Here is an 18,522-nt window from a genome sequence, read left to right on the forward strand (position 1 = left end):
GTGACATGATCGGGCACTCCTGTGCCAGATGATATGTAATCCGAATTAAATAAATGGAGTGCGGGCTACGATATGACTTCTCGTGCTGACTGCATGCCGCGAGCCGCGGCCGACGCTGCTTGCTCAGTGCCATCGTGCGTCGGTTTGAGCGGCTGACGTGTTTAATCGTAGTGCAGGAACGTCGCGCGGCCATGTCAAACCTTGTGACAAGCCAGGTCGCAAGCCAGGTCGCAAGCCCCGATCAGCGCTCGGTAAATAACCCGCGTCGGCGTATCATGCGGTGTCGCGCCCACGCGCTCACCTGAACCGAACCGCCGGGGTTGACGCCCGGCTTTTTCTGGCATGCAACTTCCCGGCTCCACCGTTCCCATCTCGCTTGTTCTCGGTTTTCTCGCGGCGGCTCGCGCCAGGCCCGAAGTAGTCGAACGTTATCTGGAGCAGGCCGGCATCCCCGAAGAATTGCTGAACGAACCCGGCGCGCGCGTGACCGAGGAGCAGTTCTCCACGCTCTATCGCATGCTGGCCATCGAACTCGACGACGAAATGCCGGGCGTCTTCAGCCGCCCGTTTCGCAGCGGTACGCTCAAGTTTCTCTGCCTGAGCCTGCTCGACGCGCGCAACCTGGAGACGGCGCTGCATCGCTTCGGCCAGTTCTTCCATATCGTGCTGGACGACTTCCGGCTCGAATCGCGGCGCAGCGCGCTGGTGGCGCAAGTGGAGCTGCGCCCGCATCCCGCGTTTGGGGCGCTGAGCCCGCTGGGCCAGGAACTGATGCTCAAGCTCGCGCATGGCGTGTCGTCGTGGTTGATCGGCCAGAAAATTCCGTTTCTTCAAGTCGAGCTGGCTTGCGAGCGGCCCGCGCACGCGCACGATCATCGCTACTTCTTTTCCGGCCCGGTGCGCTTTGGCTGCGAGACGGCGCTGTTTCGCTTTAGCGCGGCCTATCTGGACATGCCGATCCGGCAAAGCAAGCGCAACCTGCGCCAATTCCTGGAGCGCTCGCCCGGCGACTGGATCTTCGAATCGTTCAGCGAGCAACTGGTGAGCCATCAGGTGCGCCAGTACCTGGCCAGCACGCTGCCCGACCTGCCGACCATCGAGGCGGCGTCGGATCATCTGCATTGTTCGGTGCGCACCTTGTGCCGCCGTCTGGCATCCGAAGACACCTCGTTCCAGATGCTCAAGGACGACCTGCGCCGCGACGTCGCGATCCAGCGCCTGACCGACACCCAGGACACCATCGCGGCCATTGGCGCCGATATCGGCTTCGACGATCCCAGCGCCTTTCATCGCGCCTTCCGGCACTGGACGGGCAGCACGCCCGGCACCTATCGCGGGCGCGATTGACGCGCAACCCCGCAATCGGGTGGAACGGGTGCGTGGGGCACCAGGATCAACCCTGGTCTGGCTTTTATTCAGGCGCTCAGCAGGCAGGGCGTGGCCAGATTTGTCACTAGATGGGCCGGTTTGGACAGTCCGGCGCAGCCTCTTTGCCGCTACGATTGGCCAGACATTGCCCTTGCGGCATCGGCTTATGCGTGACAGCGCAGTCGCACCGCTCAAGGGCTCCCCTGATCCACCGTGTGATTGAAAGGTTCGCCATGAGCTTTAACGCCCCCGTCAAGGACATGCTGTTCGTACTGAAAGAGCTGGCTGGCATCGACGATGTCGCCGCGCTGCCCGGCTACGAAGACGCCGGCTTCGAGACCGCCCAGGCGGTGCTGGAAGAAGCCGCGAAGCTCAGCGGCGAAGTGCTCGCCCCGCTGAATGTCGAAGGCGATCGCGCGCCCAGCAGCTGGCGCGACGGCGAAGTCACGGCGACGCCGGGCTTCAAGGAAGCGTTCGCCCAATTCGCCGAAGGCGGCTGGCAAGGTTTGCAACACCCGACTGAATACGGCGGCCAGGGCCTGCCCAAGCTGATCGGCACGCCTTGCAACGAAATGCTCAACGCGGCGAACCTGTCGTTCGCGCTGTGCCCGCTGCTCACCGACGGCGCGATCGAAGCGCTGCTCACCGCCGGCACCGAAGAACAGAAGCAGCGTTACGTGCCCAGGCTCATTTCGGGCGAATGGACGGGCACGATGAACCTGACCGAGCCGCAGGCCGGTTCCGACCTCGCGCTGGTGCGCACGCGCGCCGAGCCGCAGGCCGACGGTTCGTACAAGGTGTTCGGCACCAAGATCTTCATTACGTGGGGCGAACACGACATGGCCGAGAACATCGTCCATCTCGTGCTGGCGCGCGTGCCGAATGCACCCGAAGGCGTGAAGGGCATTTCGCTCTTCATCGTGCCGAAGTTCCTGGTCAACGAAGACGGCTCGCTGGGCGCGCGCAACGACGTGCATTGCGTGTCGATCGAACACAAGCTCGGCATCAAGGCGAGCCCGACGGCGGTGCTGCAATTCGGCGACCACGGCGGCGCGACCGGCTATCTGATCGGCGAGGAAAATCGCGGCCTCGAATACATGTTCATCATGATGAACGCCGCGCGCTTTGGTGTGGGCACGCAGGGTGTGGCGATCGCCGAGCGTGCCTACCAGCAGGCCGTGGCCTATGCGAAGGAGCGCGTGCAGAGCCGCCCCGTCGATGGATCGGCAAAGCAGTCGGTGACGATCGTGCATCACCCGGACGTGCGCCGCATGCTTGCAGCGATGCGTTCGATGACTGAAGGCGCCCGCGCGCTGGCCTATGTGGCGGCCGGTCATGCCGACAAGGCCCATCACCACGCCGACGAAGCAGTGCGCGCCCGCCATCAGGCCATCTACGAATTCCTCGTGCCGATCGTGAAGGGCTGGAGCACGGAAATGGCCAACGACGTCACGAGCCTGGGTGTGCAGGTGCACGGCGGCATGGGCTTCATCGAGGAAACCGGCGCGGCCCAGCACTATCGCGATGCGCGCATTCTGGCGATCTACGAAGGCACCACGGCGATCCAGGCGAACGACCTGATCGGCCGCAAGACGGCGCGCGACGGCGGCGCGGTGGCGAAGGCGCTGCTCGACGAGGTGGCGCAGACCATTGAAGCGCTCGGACAGGCGGGCGGCGCGGCGGCGGCATCGATGCGCACGCAACTTGAGCAGGGCGTGCAGGCGCTCTCGCGCGTGATCGATTTCGTGCTGGAAAACGTCAAGCGCGATCCCAATGCGGTGTTCGGCGGCAGCGTGCCGTACCTGAAGCTGGCGGGCATCGTGCTGTGCGGCTGGCAGATGGCGCGCGCGCTGCTCGCGGCGCAACGCAATCTTGCTGAAGACCCTGCGTTTTACGGGGCAAAGATCGCCATGGCGCAGTTCTACGCCGAGCATGTGCTGTCCCAGGCAGGCGGCTTCGCGACGGCGGTGCTGGCCGCGCGTGGCGATGAAGGTGTGCTCGCGCTCGCCGAAGACCAGTTCTGATTCTGGCCGCAGCAGCGGCCCGATACGGGCCGCGCTTCGGTCGATGGGGGAGACACAGCATGAATGCAAATAACGCAAACGATTTGATCGCGCAATACGGCCCGCGCGAGTCGATGGAATACGACGTGGTGATCGTCGGCGGCGGCCCGGCGGGTCTGTCGGCGGCCATTCGCCTCAAGCAGCTGGCCGCTGAAAAAGGCGCCGAAATTGGCGTGTGCGTGCTGGAAAAAGGCTCGGAAATTGGCGCGCATATTCTCTCGGGCGCGGTCATGGATCCGCGCGCGATCACCGAACTCTTTCCCGACTGGAAGGAACAAGGTGCGCCGCTGAACGTGCCGGTCACGGAAGACAAGTTTCTGTTTCTCTCCGAAACCGGCGCGAAGTCCGTACCGAACTGGGCGCTGCCCGACAACTTCAAGAACCACGGCAATTACGTCATCAGCCTCGCGAACGTCACGCGCTGGCTGGGCCAGCAGGCCGAGGCACTGGGCGTCGAGATTTTCCCCGGCTTCCCGGCCGCCGAAGTGCTTTACAACGACGATGGCTCGGTGAAGGGCGTCGCGACCGGCAACATGGGCATCGGCAAGGATGGCGAGCCCACTGAAAACTTCCAGCTCGGCATGGAACTGCACGCCAAGTACACGCTCTTCTGCGAAGGCGCGCGCGGGCACCTGGGCCGTCAGCTCAACGAGAAACTGCATCTCGGCAAGGACGCCGACCCGCAGGTGTACGGCATCGGCATCAAGGAACTCTGGGAGATCGATCCCGCGAAGCACAAGCCGGGTCTCGTCGTGCATACCGCTGGCTGGCCGCTGGAAAACGATACCTACGGCGGCTCGTATCTCTATCACACCGAGAACAACCAGGTGATGGTGGGTTTTGTCGTCGGCCTGGCTTATACGAATCCGTATCTCTCGCCGTTCGAGGAATTCCAGCGCTACAAGACGCATCCTGCGATTCGCCAATATCTGGAAGGCGGCAAGCGCGTCTCGTATGGCGCGCGTGCGATCACGGCAGGCGGCCTGATGTCGCTGCCCAAGCTTGTGTTCCCGGGCGGCGCGCTGGTCGGCGACGATGCGGGCTTCCTCAACGTATCGCGTATCAAGGGCAGCCACGCGGCGATCAAGACCGGCATGCTGGCGGCCGAAGCCGCATTCGAAGCCGTGCAGGCGGGCCGTCAGGGCGACGAACTGACGGCGTATCCGGAGGGCTTCAAGCAGTCGTGGCTGCACGAAGAACTCTATAAGGCCCGCAATTTCAAGCAGTGGATGAGCAAGGGCCTGTACCTGGGCACGATGATGGTCGGTCTTGAGCAGAAAGTGCTGGGCGGCAAGGTGCCCTGGACGCTGCATCACCAGCATCGCGACCACGAGATGCTCAAGCCCGCGTCGCAGTGCAAGCCCATCGTCTATCCGAAACCTGACGGCAAGCTCACATTTGACCGGCTGTCTTCGGTGTTCATCTCGAACACGAACCACGAAGAGAATCAGCCCGCGCATTTGACGCTCAAGGATGCGAACGTGCCGGTCGGCATTAACCTGACGACGTACGCGGGCCCGGAAGCGCGCTTCTGCCCAGCGGGCGTCTATGAATTCGTGAAAGACGATTCGGATGCGGACAGGTTGCAGATCAACGCGCAGAACTGCGTGCACTGCAAGACCTGCGATATCAAGGATCCCACGCAGAATATCGTCTGGGTCACGCCCGAAGGCGGCGGCGGCCCCAATTATCCGAACATGTAATGCCTTGCCGCGCGTGTGCGCGGCCCATCGAATGAGGAGTGCAAAATGAGCAAGGAAGTCGTAGTCGTCGGCGGTGTACGCACTGCAATCGGCAAGTTCGGCGGCAGCCTGAAGGATGTGTCGCCCACGGAACTCGGCGCGCTCGTGCTGCGCGAAGTGCTCGCACGCAGCGAGGTCAAGCCCGAGGACGTGGGCCATGTGGTGTTCGGCAACGTGATCGCCACGGAACCGAAAGACCTGTACCTGTCGCGTGTTTCGGCCATCAATGCGGGCATTCCGGAATCGACGCCCGCATTCAACGTCAACCGTCTGTGCGGCTCGGGCCTGCAGGCGATCGTGTCGGCGGCGCAGACCATCATGCTCGGCGACGTTGATGTTGCCATCGGCGCGGGCGCGGAGAACATGAGCCGCGCGCCGTATATCACGCCCGATGCGCGTTTCGGTGCGCGCATGGGCGACGTGCGCCTCGTGGACATGATGCTCGGCGCGCTCAACGATCCGTTCCATACGGTGCCGATGGGCGTGACGGCGGAAAACGTCGCGCGCAAGTTCGACATTTCGCGCGAACGCCAGGACGCGCTGGCGCTCGAATCGCATCGCCGCGCCGCGCAGGCCATCGCGGAAGGCCGTTTCGCGAGCCAGATCGTGCCGGTCACGCGCACGGTGAAGGGCCGCGAAGTCGTCTTCGACACTGACGAGCATCTGCGCACCGACGCGACGATCGAAGACTTTTCGAAGCTCAAGCCGGTGTTCGCGAAGGAAAACGGCACGGTCACGGCGGGCAATGCCTCGGGTATCAACGACGCCGCCGCCGCCGTGCTGCTGATGTCGCGCGAAGCCGCCGAGCAACGCGGTCTCGCGCCGATGGCGCGCCTGGTCGCCTACGCACACGCGGGCGTCGATCCGCTGCATATGGGCATCGGCCCCGTGCCGGCCACGCGTCTCGCGCTGCAACGCGCGGGCCTGCGAATCGAAGACCTCGACGTGATCGAGTCGAATGAAGCGTTCGCGGCGCAGGCTTGCGCCGTGACGCAGGAACTGGGCCTCGACCCGGCCAGGGTCAATCCGAACGGCTCGGGTATTTCGCTGGGCCATCCGATCGGCGCGACCGGCACGCTCATCACCGTGAAGGCGCTGCACGAACTGCAACGCGTGGGCGGCCGTTATGCGCTGGTGACCATGTGCATCGGCGGCGGCCAGGGTATTGCAGCGATTTTCGAGAACCTGCGCTAAGTCCTTTTAGCGCGCGGCATGAGACTGGAGAAATACATGTACCACGAGGCGAATCGAGCAAACGCGGACGAGGTGAACGAGGACGCGGAGTCGGCGTATGCCTATCCGCTCCTGATCAAGCGCCTCCTGCATACGCCGATGGCGCATGCGCGCGAGCAGGAGATTGTCTATCGCGGCCAGGTTCGCATCAGCTATGCGCAGTTGCAGGAGCGCATCGCGCGGCTCGCGAATGGCTTGCAGCGGCTGGGCGTGAAGCACGGCACCACGGTTGCGGTGATGGACTGGGACAGCCATCGCTACCTGGAATGTTATTTCGCCATCCCGATGATGGGCGCGGTGCTGCAAACCGTGAACATCCGTCTTTCGCAGGCTGAAATCGCGTATACGGTCGATCACGCGCGGGCGGAAGTCGTGCTCGTGCATACCGACTTCCTGCCGGTGCTGGAGGCGATTCGCGAGAAACTGCCGCGTGTGCACACCTTCATCCTGATCGACGACGAAGGCAACGTGACGCCGCCGCCGGGCATCGAATTCGCCGACGAATACGAGCGTTTGCTCGCATCCAGCGATACGCAATTCGACTTCCCCGACTTCGACGAGAACACGCGCGCCACGACGTTCTATACGACGGGCACGACCGGCTTGCCGAAGGGCGTGTACTTCTCGCATCGCCAGCTCGTGCTGCACACGATCACGGTCATGGCGGCGCTCACGAGTCCCGAGAAAGGCCAGCGCGTGCATCGCGGCGACGTCTATATGCCGCTCACGCCGATGTTCCATGTGCACGCGTGGGGCATGCCGTATATCGCTACGCTGATGGGCCTGAAGCAGGTTTATCCGGGCCGTTACGTGCCGGACCGCATCGTCGAGTTGATTCGCGAGGAAGGCGTCACCTACTCGCATTGCGTGGGCACGATCCTGCACATGATGCTGAGCTGCCCGCAGGCCAAGACCGCCGATTTCAGCAAGTGGAAGGTCGTGATTGGCGGCGGCGCGCTGCCGCATGGGCTTGCGCGTGCGGCGCTGGAACGCGGTATCGACATTTTCACCGGCTATGGCATGTCCGAGACCTGCCCGGTGCTGACGCTCGCCCAGTTGATGCCGTCGCGCGAGCCGCGCACGCTCGATGAAGAAGTCAGCCTGCGTTGCCGCACGGGGCTGCCGATTCCGCTCGTCGATCTGCGGATCGTCGACGCCGAAATGCGTGACGTGCCGCATGACGGCGTCGCGAGCGGCGAGGTGGTCGTGCGTGCGCCGTGGCTCACGCAGGGCTACCTGCACAATCCCGAGGCTTCGAAAGTGCTTTGGGAAGGCGGCTATCTGCATACGCAGGACGTGGCGCGCATCGGCACGGACGGCTATCTGCAGATTACGGATCGCATCAAGGACGTGATCAAGTCGGGCGGCGAGTGGGTGTCTTCGCTCGATATCGAAAGCCTGATTTCGCAGCATCCGGCCGTGGCGGAGGTGGCGGTTATCGGCATCAAGAGCGAGAAGTGGGGCGAACGTCCCGCGGCCGTGGTTGTGCTGCGCGCCGAGCGCGATGCGCCCGTGAGCGCCGAGGATATCCGTACGCACGTGATGCAATTTGTCGAAACCGGCAAGATCTCGAAGTTTGCGGTGCCGGAAGTCGTCAAGTTCGTCGATGCAATCGAGAAGACCAGCGTGGGCAAGCTGAACAAGAAGTGGCTGCGTGAGAACTTCGATTGACGCCGTCGCAAGATCTTTGCGCCGCCGTTCCGTCGTTATGCGGAACGGCGGCGCGGGAAGCAAGCAGCGATCATTGGGCGCGCCTCGGGCGCGCTTTTTTTCGTCTGCGATGCTTGCTTGATGGGCCTTAAGTCGTGCTTGCGGCGCGCGCCCAGGGCAGGCGTCGTTTAGCGGTGGCATCGACGCGCGGCCATTGCATGCGCTCCACGGCGATCTGGCGGCGCGGCGCATCGGCGATAAATCGATCGAGCGTTTCGCGTATGTCGCGATCGACGAAATCGGCGCGCTCAGCGTCGATCAGCACCGTCGAATTATCCGGAATGCGTGCGAGGCAGCGCATCAGCATCGGCTTTGCAAGAAATGAGGCATCCTTACGAAACGACAGCAAATAATGATCGTCGTGTTCGGCCAGTGCGAAGGTGTCGTCCAGGTTTGCGCGCATCGCCAGCAGCATGCTCACCGCAATGCCAATCCCTATGCCGATAAGCAGGTCGGTCGCCAGCACGCCCACGATGGTCGCGACGAACGGAACCAGGCGTTCGGCGCCTTCGCGCATCATCGCGACGAACAGTTGCGGCTTCGCGAGCTTGTAGCCCGTCTGGATCAGGATCGCAGCGAGGCAGGCGAGCGGGATGAGGTTCAGCACCGTCGTGAGCGCGAACACGCTCACAAGCAGCAATACGCCATGCACGAAAGCCGACAGCCGCGTGCGTGCGCCCGCGTTGAGATTGGCGGAACTGCGCACGATTACCGCGGTGATCGGCAGGCCACCCAGCGCACCGGCGACCATATTGCCGACGCCTTGCGCCTTGAGTTCGCGGTCAGGCGAGGCGCGGCGGCGCAGCGGATCCATCTGCTCGACGGCTTCGAGGCTCAGCAGCGTTTCCAGGCTCGCGACGATGGCGAGCGTGAGGGCGACGCGCCAGACATCGGCGTCCACCAGTTGCGTGAAGTCCGGCAGCGCGAGCGCGCCAGCCAGAGCGTCGAACGAGGCGAGCGAATCCAGCGCCACGCGCTGCTCGACCGGCAAGCCGAGCGCGGGCGCGAACCTGTCGAGCAGCACGGTCGTGCCGATGCCAAGCGCCACCACGGCGAGCGGCCCCGGTACGGCGCGCACCAGCGCGAAGCGCTTTGCACGCGGCGTTTCCCATGCGAACAGCAGCGCGACGGACACGGCGGCCAGCGCGAGCGCGGGCAGCAGGACGGGGCCAAAGGGCGTCGCGAGCGTGGCGGCGGACGCGGCCGCGCCGCCCCCCACGGCCAGCGGCACCTGCTTCACGATCAGCAGCAGGCCGATTGATGCAAGCATGCCCTTGATGACGGGCACCGGTACGAAGCTTGCGAGTTGCCCGGCGCGCAGCAGGCCGAACACCACTTGCAGCGCGCCCGCGATCAGCACGGCGCACAGGAACGCGGAAAAGCTGCCGAGCGTGCCGATGGCCGACACCACGATCACGACGAGGCCCGCTGCGGGGCCGCTCACGCTCAGATGCGAGCCGCTGAGCAGCGCCACCACGAGCCCGCCGACGATGCCCGACAGCAGGCCGGCGAACGGCTCGACACCGGAGGCCGTGGCAATGCCGAGGCATAGCGGCAGGGCGACGAGAAAGACCACGATGCCCGCGAACAGGTCGCTGCGCAGGGTCGTGAAGTCGATGGGGCGAGATTTCGGCATGGACATTCCAGGGTGGGGAGATCGGTGCAGGGGTCTTTCAGGCGGCGACGGCGTTCTTTGCCGCGTGCGCGTGTTGCGTGTCGCTTGTTTCGTTTGTTTCGTTTGTTTCGTTTGTTTCGTTTGTCTGGTTCGCTTCGCTCGCGTCGTGCAATTGCAGCAGGCGGCCTTCGCGCAGGCCGAACACCCAGCCATGCACCTGCGGCTTGCGCCTGGCGTCGCGCAGGATCGGCGACGCTTCCAGGCGCTGGACTTGCTCGATCACGTTGAGTTCGGCGAGGCGGTCGACGCGGTCGTCCATGTTGCCGATGGCGTCGAGTTCGCCGCGATGCCGCGCGGCCAGTTCGCGCAGCCCGGCAATGCGGCGGTTCACGAGCGGCAGTGCGGGCGAGGGCGGCGAAAGCGCCGCGCGTACGCCGCCGCAATGATGATGGCCGCAGACGATGATGTGCTCCACTTCGAGCGCATGCACGGCATATTCCACGACGCTGGACGCGTTCGTGTCGTCGGCGGCGAACAGATTGGCAATGTTACGGTGTACGAACAGTTCGCCTGGCCTGGCATTGATGATGCGCTCGGCGGGCACACGGCTGTCCGAGCAACCGATCCACAGCACGCGCGGTTGCTGGCCTTGTGCGAGCTGGCTGAAAAAATCCGGCTCGCGGGCCGCCACTTCGGCGGACCAGGCGCGGTTGGCGAGCAGAAAGCGTTTCGGAGGGTTCATCGTTTCAGGCTCCTGAATGGGGCGGCTGGCCATGCCAGGATCGCCGCGTCGAAAGTGATGTTTACGAATAGCTTTCGATAGGATGGTTCCGAAAATAAATCGCGCGCCAGGAAAAAAAATCGAAAAATATTCGGCGTGTGAGTTTTATGGCATTTGCATGAATGTGAAGAGCCGAGTGTGCGATTAGCGGACGCCGGGCGGAGCCATGTCATCCGTTGCTGGGGGCGGCGATTTTCGACTGGTGCATATTTCCGCTGCGCCTCTTGTCGATTAACCGGATTGACGTTATATTTTTTATAACAATAGAACCTGAGAGAGTGCCGAAGCGACGCGGCGCGCCCACCTGCACCATCGGTGTGCGTTGCGATCGCGCGGTAGGTCGTATGGCATCATCCGACACCTGGCTGGTCAGATATCCCCTGTTTCGCGAGGCGCTTTTTCATGGCGCCATGTCGCTTGGCGCGTTGCCTCCGCAGGCTCGCTCCGTCGTGGCGAAACGTGTGTTCGCCGGAGACGGCGCACGAGACATTGCGGGCAGCACGGCGCTGCACGTCGTGAGCGACGTGCGTGTGGCGTTCGTCGAATTGCCGATGTCGCTCGTCAATCAGGCGGTGCGCGATCATTGCGCGCCCAATGGCGACGACGACGCGTCGCTGAGCGCGGCAATTGGCGAAACCCGTCTGCACTATCCGCGCGTGGCCAGGCCGCCGTGCCTGCTCATGCCGGGGCAGGGCATTTTTCTCGATAGCTGGATGCGCTTCCTGGCCTATCGCACGCGCGGCGATATCACGGTTCCCGTGCTGGCCGTCGACTGGTTTACGCTTTATGAGCGCATCGCACGCGTGCTTGAAAGCGATGATGCGGTGAGCCCCTATTTGCAGGCGTCCGACGCGCATTGGACGTCGCGTGTGCCTGGCCTGATCGAATAAAAAACAATTAGAAGCCAGTCTCCGGGATCTTCGCGCCAGATCCCCGGTGCAATAGCGGTCGTGCGTTTATCGGCGCGGTAGAATGCCTCGCGTTCCCATGCGCGCGACGTGCGTGGGAAGGACTAGCAGTCGACGATATGCGAATTCCCCACCATGACGCGCCCTGCTGATATCTACTTTCGTTTCCTGCAACTGGCGGATGCGCTGCGTGGCCTGCCCGCGCTGCCGGCGCTCGACCCGCTCGAACAACGCATCCTCGAACTGGTGGCGCGCGTCGGTCAGACGCATGAACGTCTTTCCGTGCGCGACATCATGGGCAAGAGCGAACTGGGGTCGCCGGCCACGCTGCATGCACGGCTGACTTCGATGCGCGAGAAGGGCTGGATTCGCCTCGGCGATACCGAGGATGCGCGGCGCAAGCAGGTCGAACTCACGCCCGCCGCGCTGCGTCACTTCGACAAGCTCTCCGAAGCGATGGTGCGTGCCGCGAAGGATGAGTGACGGGTTCGCGTGCTGCATTTAGCGGCTTTATTTTCCATTGCGATGATTCACAAGGTTCTGGTTAGTGCGTGTCTGCTTGGCAGCCCCGTCCGGTACAACGGCGCGGCCAAGACGCTTGCGCACCCGCTGCTCGATACGTGGCGGCGCGAGGGGCGCATCGTTTCCGTTTGCCCTGAGCTGATGGGTGGGTTTGGCGTGCCGCGTCCGGCGGCCGAGATCGCATTGGCGAAGTCGGGCGACGAGGTGCTGGCGGCAGGCGCGCAAGTCGTCGACGCGAGCGGTGCCGATGTGACAGCGCTGTTCGTTGCGGGTGCGCAGGCGGCACTCGCGGCGGCGCGCGAGCACGATTGCCGTTTTGCCTTGCTGATCGATGGCAGCCCTTCGTGCGGCAGCCAGTTCATTTACGACGGCAGCTTTTCGGGGCAGCGCCACGCCGGGGCAGGGGTGACGGCGGCGTTGCTTCGCGCGCACGGCATCGAAGTTTTCGCGGATTCGGAGATTGGCGCGCTGGCAGCCCGGTTGGCGCGCGAGGAGCGGGGCTGATTGCTCTGCGGCTGGCGTTTCTCACTTCATTGCTAAGGCCAGGCGGATTCACAAATCGTCTGGCTTCCTTCTTTTAGCGGCTCGCGCCCGGCGAGCTTCGCAGACTCCCCTCGAATCGATTGTTTCAAGCTAAGGCGCGTTCAGGCACGCCCCTTTTTGCATTTCCACAAACATTATAAAAGTAATGTCTAAATTACGACTTAAGAAAGTAGAAAACATACGATTTACGTTGTAATATTCATTGTTCTATCGCATTCGAAACTCATCATGTCCGACGCCGCGCCCGACGAAGTCCGCATCACAGCCGAAATCGAACGACTCAAGGCCGAATTCCCCAAGACGCGCGAGTTGTATCGCGAGGTGTGCGCCCTGCTGTTCTTCCGCTTCGGCATCACACCCACCGCGAACCGCCTCTATCAACTGGTTCATCGCGGCAGCATGGGCACGCCGACGGCCGTCCTCGGCGAATTTTGGGCGGAGTTGCGTGAGAAAAGCCGCGTGCGTATCGAGCACGCGGATTTGCCGGAGGAGTTGCAGGGCGCAGCGGGCGAACTGGTCGCGGCATTGTGGACGCGCGCCACGGCGGCGGCTCAGTCATCGCTCGAAGCGTTGCGTGTCGAAGTGGAAGACGCGCGGCGCGAAGCCGAGTCGCAAGTTGCAAGTTTGCAGAGCGATCTTGCGCGCACGGAAACGGCGCTTGAGCAACGGACGACGGCGCTGCTCGCCGCGCAGGTTCGCATTCACGAACTGGAGCAGGCTCAGGCGGCGGGCGAGGCAACGCGCATAGCACTCGAAGGGCAGGTCGCGGACTTGCAGCAAGCCGGACGGGAGCGCGACGCGGCGCTCGTGCAGGCGCGCGCTGACTTTGCCGCCGAACTCGACAAGCTGCGCGCGAGCGCCGAACTGGCCGAAACTCGCCTGCAAGCGGCCGAAAAGCGCGCCCTGCTCGAAATCGAGCGCGAACGCGCCACCAGCGCGCGCCTGCAAAAGGATCTGGAAGCGGCGACGAAGCGCGCTACGCGGGCCGAAGAAACCGCGCGTAGCGAAACCCAGGCGTTGCAAACTCAACTGGGCGATCTGCGTCACCAGGCGGGCATGCTGGAAGGGCGGCTGGACGCGATGCGAGCCATCCACGCGACGCAGACGGAGGAACTGGAGACGCTACGCAGCAAGGCGAAGGCGGTGACGCCTCCGAATAGCGCGCCGGTTGCCCGCCGGACGCCCAGGCGAGCGGCCCGCTCAACCGATGGCGCGGCAAAGCCATTGCGTGTTATGCGCAAAAAGTCCGGGTCGACTTGAGGATATCCAGGACGCATGTGGCTCTATATTTTCGCGCCATGTTGGGTCTACCGCTAGGGCCACCGCTTCGCTAACGTAACAGGCTTTCCCCACCTGAAACCAGGAGAAGCCAAGGATGTCCGTGAGCGACAGCAACGACAACGACAACAACAACAACGAAGCCGATTCCATCGCAACTCAGGGCGCGCCGTCGGCGCGCACGCGCGTGCGTCGCATCGCCCAGCGCGCCGACTACGATCGCGCCACGCTGCACGCGATTCTCGATGACGCCTACGTCTGCCACGTCGCATTCGCCGATGCCCACGGCGTCCATTGCATTCCCACCGCCTGCTGGCGCGAGGGCGATCATCTCTACATCCACGGCTCCAATGGCAGCCGCATGCTCAAACTCGCCGCCGAAGGCGCCCAGGTCTGCGTGACCGTCACGCACCTCGATGGCCTTGTGCTCGCGCGCTCGGCGTTCAATCACTCGATGAACTATCGCTCGGCGATGATCTACGGCGCGTTCGAAGTCGTCGCGGACGGCCACAAGTCCGCCGCGCTCGATGCGTTCATGGAGCACATCGCGCCGGGGCGCGTGCATGAAGCGCGCGCGGGCAACCGCAACGAACTCGCTGCGACCACGGTGCTGCGCCTGCCGCTCGACGAAGCGGTCGCGAAGGTGCGCGCGCACGGCGTCTGTGACGACGAAGAAGACCTCGATCGCCCGGTCTGGGCGGGTGTGCTGCCGATGGCGCTGCGGCCGCTTGCGCCCGAACGCGACGGCAACCTGCCGCCGGACGGCGAACCCGCTTATGTGCGCGAGTGGGCGAGCCGGGCGGCCGACGCGCAGCGCTGAGCCAATAAGCGTCGGGGGAAACTCCCGCTTGCATCCGTGAAATTGCCGTGCTAATTTTTCATGAAATTTAGCAAATAAAATTTCACGGATGCCGCGATGTTCGTCGAATCGACCCAGCATGTGGAGAGCTACTACGCCCGCACCCTGCCTGCCGCCGCGCCTGCGCGTGCGGCGCTGGAAGAGGATTGCGACGCCGACGTCCTGATCGTCGGCGCGGGATTCAGTGGGCTGCATACGGCGTTGCGGCTCGCGCTGGCCGGCAAGCGCGTCGCCGTCGTCGAGGCAAGCCGGGTGGCGTGGGCCGCGTCGGGGCGCAACGGCGGTCAGGCGCTGCTCGGCTGGTCGTGCGATATGGGGCCGCTGGAACATTCGCTGGGCGTCGAGCGCGCCCGCGAACTCTGGGATAGCATGCGCTGGGCGGCGCGCGAAGTACGCGAGTTGCCGCAGCGGCATGGCTTCGATATCGACTATCGCCCCGGCAGCCTGTGGGCCGCCGTGAAGCGCAATCGTGTGGGCATGCTCGACGTGGCGCGCGACGAGGCCGCGCAGAAGTGGGGTTACGACGCGCTGCGCGTGATCCCGCAGCAGGACATGCCAGGCTGGATCGGCAGCCCGCGCTATCGCGCCGCGCTCTACGATCCCGAGGCCGGCCATCTGAATCCGCTCAAGTTCGCGCTGGGCATTGCCGCCGCCATCGAGCGCGCGGGCGGCCGCATTTTCGAGCAGACCCGCGTGCTGACGTGGCGCGAAACGCCGTCCGGTTTCATCGCGAACACGGCGCGCGGATCGATTCGCGCGGACACGCTCGTGCTGGCCTGCAATGCCTATATCGATCGGCTCGACAGCGAACTCGCGCGTCGCGTGCTGCCCGTCGGCACCTATCAGGTGGCCACTGCGCCGCTCGATCCCGCGCTCGCGAACGCGATCCTGCCGCGCAATAGTTGCGTGATCGACAATCAGTTCGTCCCTGACTACTTCCGCCTGAGCCCCGACCACCGGCTGCTGTTCGGCGGCGCGTGCACCTATCTGGGCGGCATTCCGAAGGACATTCGCGCGGCCATCCGTCCGAGTCTCGAACGTGCGTTTCCGCAATTGCGCGGCGTCGAACTGGAGCACGCGTGGGGCGGCCATATCGACATCAGCATCCGGCGCACGCCCGACGTGGGCCACGCGCGCGGTCGCTACTGGCTGCAAGGCTTTTCCGGTCACGGCGTGCTGCCGACGCTGGCCGCTGCGCGCGCGGTATCCGATGCGATCCTCGGCGATACGCGCTTGCTCTCGCACTACGAGGCCATCCATAATCCGCGTTTTCCGGGCGGCGACGCGCTGGCCGCACCGCTCGAAGCGCTGGGCAAGCTCTGGTATCGCCTGCGCGACGTCGTCTGATGGGAGTGAAACCGGCATGGACAGGCAGGAAGAGATCGAAGGGCTCGCGATCCTGATTCGCGATCTGCGCAAGCACAAGAAGGTGACGCTTTCGGAGCTGGCGCAGCGCATCGGGCGCTCGGTGGGGTTTCTCTCGCAGGTCGAACGCGGGCTGTCGCGGCCCACGGTCGCCGATCTCACCGCCATCGGCGAGGCATTGCAGACGCCCACGACGTACTTCTACAGCGTGAGCAAGCCGCGCGCGCTGCCCTGGGTCACGCGCCCGGCCGAGCGTCGCACGCTTTACTACGGCGGCGGCATCACGGACGTGCTGGTGTCGCCGAGCATGTCGTCGGGATTTTCGATGCTCGAAAGCCTGCTGGAGCCGGGCGCGACGAGCGGCGAGCGTCCCGTCGACGATAGCGACGAGCAGGGCGGTTTCGTGCTCGAAGGCGAGCTGACGATCTGGCTCGACAGTGACGGCGAGCCCGTCACGCTCAAGGCCGGTGACAGTTTTCAGTTGCCGTCGCGTTGCCGCTTCAGTTACGCAAACCTGGCGGAGCAGCCCGCGCGCGTGCTGTGGGTGTTCACCTGAGGTGACGACGCGCCGCGACACTGATTGATCGGTTAGGTACGCCCGGAATGCGGGCGCGCTTCTTATTTGTTTCGCAATCCATATTAAAAACCAGCTTGCGTTATCAAAGGACACTGACGTGACCGCCATCGCCTCCGATCTGCTGAGCGAAGTACGCGCCTTCCGTGCGGCGCATCCCGACGTGCAGTACGTCGACTTGATCTGTCTCGACCTGCCGGGCCATTTTTACGGCAAGCGTTACCCCATTGGCATGCTCGAAAAAGTCGCGGCAGGCGCGATGCTCAAGCTGCCGCAGAACTGCATCCTGCTCGGCGCGCAGGGCGGGGTGTATCCGATCGGCGAATATTGCTTCCACGACGGCGATCCCGACGCCGCGCGCCGTCTCGTGCCCGGCACGCTCAAGCGGGTGCGCTGGGAGCAGCAGCCGCTCGCGCAAATGCTCATCACCTCGGACGGCACCGCCGCGCCGATCGCCTTCGAGCCGCGCGAAGTGCTCGCGCGCGTGCTCCAGCGTTTCGCGCGGCGCGGCCTCAAGCCGGTGGTCGCCTTCGAACTGGAGTTCTATCTGTTCGATGCGAAGCTGCGCGACGGGCTGCCGCAGCACGCGCGCGATCTACTCTGCGACGACGCCGACGATCAGCCGAACATGCATATCGAGCGTCTCTCGCGTTTCGCGCCGGTGCTGCACGAAATGGTCGAGGCGGCGCGCGAACAGGATGTCGACGCAACGGTCATTACCGCCGAACTCGGGCCTGGCCAGTTCGAAATCAACTTTGGCCATTGCGACGACGCGATGCGGGCCGCCGACTGGTCTGCGCTGTTCTGCCGCAGCACGCGCGGCGTGGCGATGCAGCACGGTTACCGCGCGAGCTTCATGTCGAAGCCGTGGCTCGACGCGCCGGGCAGCGGCATGCACGTGCACGTCAGCCTCTACGACGAGGCGGGCCGCAATGTGCTGGCGGCGCACGAGCGGCGCGCGCTGCGGCACGCCGTGGCGGGTTGCCTCGCGTTGCTGCCGCATTGCATGCCGGTCTTCGCCGCCAATCACAACGCATTCCGGCGCTACGGCGCGATGGTCAACGCGGCGAGCCGGGCGAGCTGGGGTTTCGAGGATCGCGACGCCTGCATCCGAATCCCGGAGTCGGACGAGGCAAACCTGCGCATCGAACACCGCCTCGCAGGCGCCGACGCGAACCCCTATCTGGTGCTCGCGGCGATCCTCGCCGGCATCGAATTCGGTCTCGACGCGGGCCGCGAACCCATCGCGCCGCTCAACGAAAACCGTGCGAGCGGCATCGATTTTCCGGGCGATATGCTCTCGGCGGTGGAGGCCATGAAGGCGCATGCCGGGGTGCGCGAGGCGCTCGGCGAGGACTTTGTGACGGTTTATTGCGAAAATAAACGGCAAGACCATCTCGATTTTATGAACGCGATTGCCGCACGCGAATATCGGTGGTTTTTGTAAAAATACGCGAAATAGACACTAAATTGGCGAGAAAATCGCCTTGCATGAATCGTTCCCGCATCCGCGAGGGGCCTGTAACCCCCGTGTGCCTTACGTTTCGATATGCAACGCGATTTGCCTGTTTTGCCCGCGTGAGGTAGGGTATGCAGGTTTTCTCAACTCAACACAGGTAGCAGATGAACAAACAGGAACTCATTGACGCAGTCGCCGCAAGCACGGGCGAGACCAAGGCAGCCACGGGCGCGGCAATCGACGCGATCCTCGAAGTGGTCACCAAGGCGGTCACGTCGGGCGATTCCGTGCAGCTCGTCGGCTTCGGTTCGTTCTCGACCGGCCAGCGCGCAGCACGCGTCGGCCGCAACCCGGCTACGGGCGCGGAAATCCAGATCGCTGCGGCCAAGACGGTCAAGTTCACGGCCGGCAAGGCCTTCAAGGACGCCGTCAACGCGTCGTGATGCTGGCCGCCGCCGCGCGGCGCGTGCAGGGTTCGTGACATGAGGAGGGCGCTTTGGCG

General features: G+C 64.2%; 16 protein-coding genes. 14 read left to right on the forward strand and 2 right to left on the reverse strand.

Annotation, left to right across the window (positions count from 1 at the left end; genetic code table 11):
* Positions 1–342 precede the first annotated feature (342 nt).
* The 5 genes from BBA01S_RS23965 to BBA01S_RS23985 all read left to right on the forward strand — a co-directional run bounded on the left by BBA01S_RS23965 (position 343) and on the right by BBA01S_RS23985 (position 8,077).
* Positions 343–1,347 (forward strand): AraC family transcriptional regulator, encoded by a 1,005-nt coding sequence (locus BBA01S_RS23965; protein WP_027818680.1) that lies wholly within the window; start codon positions 343–345, stop codon positions 1,345–1,347.
* 254 nt (positions 1,348–1,601) lie between these two features.
* The gene (locus BBA01S_RS23970) at positions 1,602–3,392 is read left to right on the forward strand and encodes an acyl-CoA dehydrogenase (protein WP_027818681.1); all 1,791 of its coding nucleotides are present in this window, start codon (positions 1,602–1,604) and stop codon (positions 3,390–3,392) included.
* Between the two features lie 59 nt (positions 3,393–3,451).
* On the forward strand, positions 3,452–5,134 hold the full coding sequence (locus BBA01S_RS23975) for an electron transfer flavoprotein-ubiquinone oxidoreductase (RefSeq protein WP_042297774.1): 1,683 nt from the start codon (positions 3,452–3,454) through the stop codon (positions 5,132–5,134).
* Positions 5,135–5,179: 45 nt separating this feature from the next.
* Positions 5,180–6,367 (forward strand): beta-ketothiolase BktB, encoded by a 1,188-nt coding sequence (gene bktB, locus BBA01S_RS23980; protein ID WP_027818683.1) that lies wholly within the window; start codon positions 5,180–5,182, stop codon positions 6,365–6,367.
* 36 nt (positions 6,368–6,403) lie between these two features.
* Positions 6,404–8,077 carry a fatty acid--CoA ligase gene (locus tag BBA01S_RS23985; protein WP_042297775.1) on the forward strand — a complete coding sequence of 558 codons (1,674 nt, stop codon included), beginning with the start codon at positions 6,404–6,406 and terminating at the stop codon, positions 8,075–8,077.
* 127 nt (positions 8,078–8,204) lie between these two features.
* Here the strand turns inward: BBA01S_RS23985 and BBA01S_RS42405 are convergent, their stop codons facing one another.
* Positions 8,205–9,752, reverse strand: coding sequence for a SulP family inorganic anion transporter (locus BBA01S_RS42405; RefSeq protein WP_156966058.1), 1,548 nt, complete (start codon positions 9,750–9,752; stop codon positions 8,205–8,207).
* Between the two features lie 37 nt (positions 9,753–9,789).
* A complete protein-coding gene (locus BBA01S_RS42410) occupies positions 9,790–10,473 on the reverse strand; it encodes a carbonic anhydrase (protein WP_084162491.1) in 684 nt (227 codons plus the stop codon).
* A 383-nt stretch (positions 10,474–10,856) separates the two neighbouring features.
* On the opposite strand from BBA01S_RS42410, the gene BBA01S_RS24000 reads away from it, so the two are divergent.
* The 9 genes from BBA01S_RS24000 (at position 10,857) to BBA01S_RS24040 (ending at position 18,463) form a co-directional block, all read left to right on the forward strand.
* Positions 10,857–11,402 carry a hypothetical protein gene (locus BBA01S_RS24000; protein ID WP_027818685.1) on the forward strand — a complete coding sequence of 182 codons (546 nt, stop codon included), beginning with the start codon at positions 10,857–10,859 and terminating at the stop codon, positions 11,400–11,402.
* A gap of 153 nt (positions 11,403–11,555) precedes the next feature.
* Positions 11,556–11,903 carry a helix-turn-helix domain-containing protein gene (locus BBA01S_RS24005; RefSeq protein WP_027818686.1) on the forward strand — a complete coding sequence of 116 codons (348 nt, stop codon included), beginning with the start codon at positions 11,556–11,558 and terminating at the stop codon, positions 11,901–11,903.
* 42 nt (positions 11,904–11,945) lie between these two features.
* Positions 11,946–12,446: a DUF523 domain-containing protein gene (locus BBA01S_RS24010; RefSeq protein ID WP_027818687.1), complete on the forward strand. Its 501-nt coding sequence runs from the start codon at positions 11,946–11,948 to the stop codon at positions 12,444–12,446.
* A 267-nt stretch (positions 12,447–12,713) separates the two neighbouring features.
* Positions 12,714–13,745, forward strand: a complete 1,032-nt coding sequence (locus tag BBA01S_RS24015; protein ID WP_027818688.1) for a DNA-binding protein — start codon at positions 12,714–12,716, stop codon at positions 13,743–13,745.
* A 115-nt stretch (positions 13,746–13,860) separates the two neighbouring features.
* The gene (locus tag BBA01S_RS24020) at positions 13,861–14,583 is read left to right on the forward strand and encodes a pyridoxamine 5'-phosphate oxidase family protein (protein ID WP_084162492.1); all 723 of its coding nucleotides are present in this window, start codon (positions 13,861–13,863) and stop codon (positions 14,581–14,583) included.
* 96 nt (positions 14,584–14,679) lie between these two features.
* Positions 14,680–15,969 carry an NAD(P)/FAD-dependent oxidoreductase gene (locus BBA01S_RS24025; RefSeq protein WP_027818690.1) on the forward strand — a complete coding sequence of 430 codons (1,290 nt, stop codon included), beginning with the start codon at positions 14,680–14,682 and terminating at the stop codon, positions 15,967–15,969.
* 16 nt (positions 15,970–15,985) lie between these two features.
* Positions 15,986–16,543: a helix-turn-helix domain-containing protein gene (locus BBA01S_RS24030; protein WP_027818691.1), complete on the forward strand. Its 558-nt coding sequence runs from the start codon at positions 15,986–15,988 to the stop codon at positions 16,541–16,543.
* A 118-nt stretch (positions 16,544–16,661) separates the two neighbouring features.
* Positions 16,662–18,008: a glutamine synthetase family protein gene (locus BBA01S_RS24035; RefSeq protein WP_027818692.1), complete on the forward strand. Its 1,347-nt coding sequence runs from the start codon at positions 16,662–16,664 to the stop codon at positions 18,006–18,008.
* Positions 18,009–18,184: 176 nt separating this feature from the next.
* Positions 18,185–18,463, forward strand: a complete 279-nt coding sequence (locus BBA01S_RS24040) for an HU family DNA-binding protein (protein WP_027818693.1) — start codon at positions 18,185–18,187, stop codon at positions 18,461–18,463.
* Positions 18,464–18,522: the final 59 nt, after the last annotated feature.

The organism is Paraburkholderia bannensis NBRC 103871, from assembly GCF_000685015.1.
GTDB classification, from domain to species: domain Bacteria; phylum Pseudomonadota; class Gammaproteobacteria; order Burkholderiales; family Burkholderiaceae; genus Paraburkholderia; species Paraburkholderia bannensis.